We start from the raw sequence: 223 nt of genomic DNA, 5'->3' as shown, positions 1-223 counted from the left end.
AAGCTGAACAATCCGAGACAGTTTCGGGTTGTGAGGTTAAGCAATTAAGCGTACACGGTGGATGCCTAGGCAGTCAGAGGCGATGAAGGACGCGCTAATCTGCGAAAAGCGCCGGTGAGCTGATATGAAGCGTGATGAGCCGGCGATGTCCGAATGGGGAAACCCAGTGCAATGCGTTGCACTATCATTAACTGAATCCATAGGTTAATGAGGCGAACCGGGG

At 52.0% G+C, this 223-nt stretch carries 1 rRNA gene; it reads left to right on the top strand.

Annotated elements, in window-relative coordinates:
• Positions 1 to 34: 34 nt before the first annotated feature.
• A 23S ribosomal RNA gene (locus ACGF5R_RS25185) occupies positions 35 to 223 on the top strand; the annotation flags it as partial.

It is taken from the genome of Photorhabdus sp. RM71S, from assembly GCF_042879355.1.
In the GTDB taxonomy this organism is placed as follows: domain Bacteria; phylum Pseudomonadota; class Gammaproteobacteria; order Enterobacterales; family Enterobacteriaceae; genus Photorhabdus; species Photorhabdus kayaii.
The sequence above is the reverse complement of the archived record's forward strand: the minus strand, read 5'-3'. Positions and strand labels throughout refer to the sequence as shown.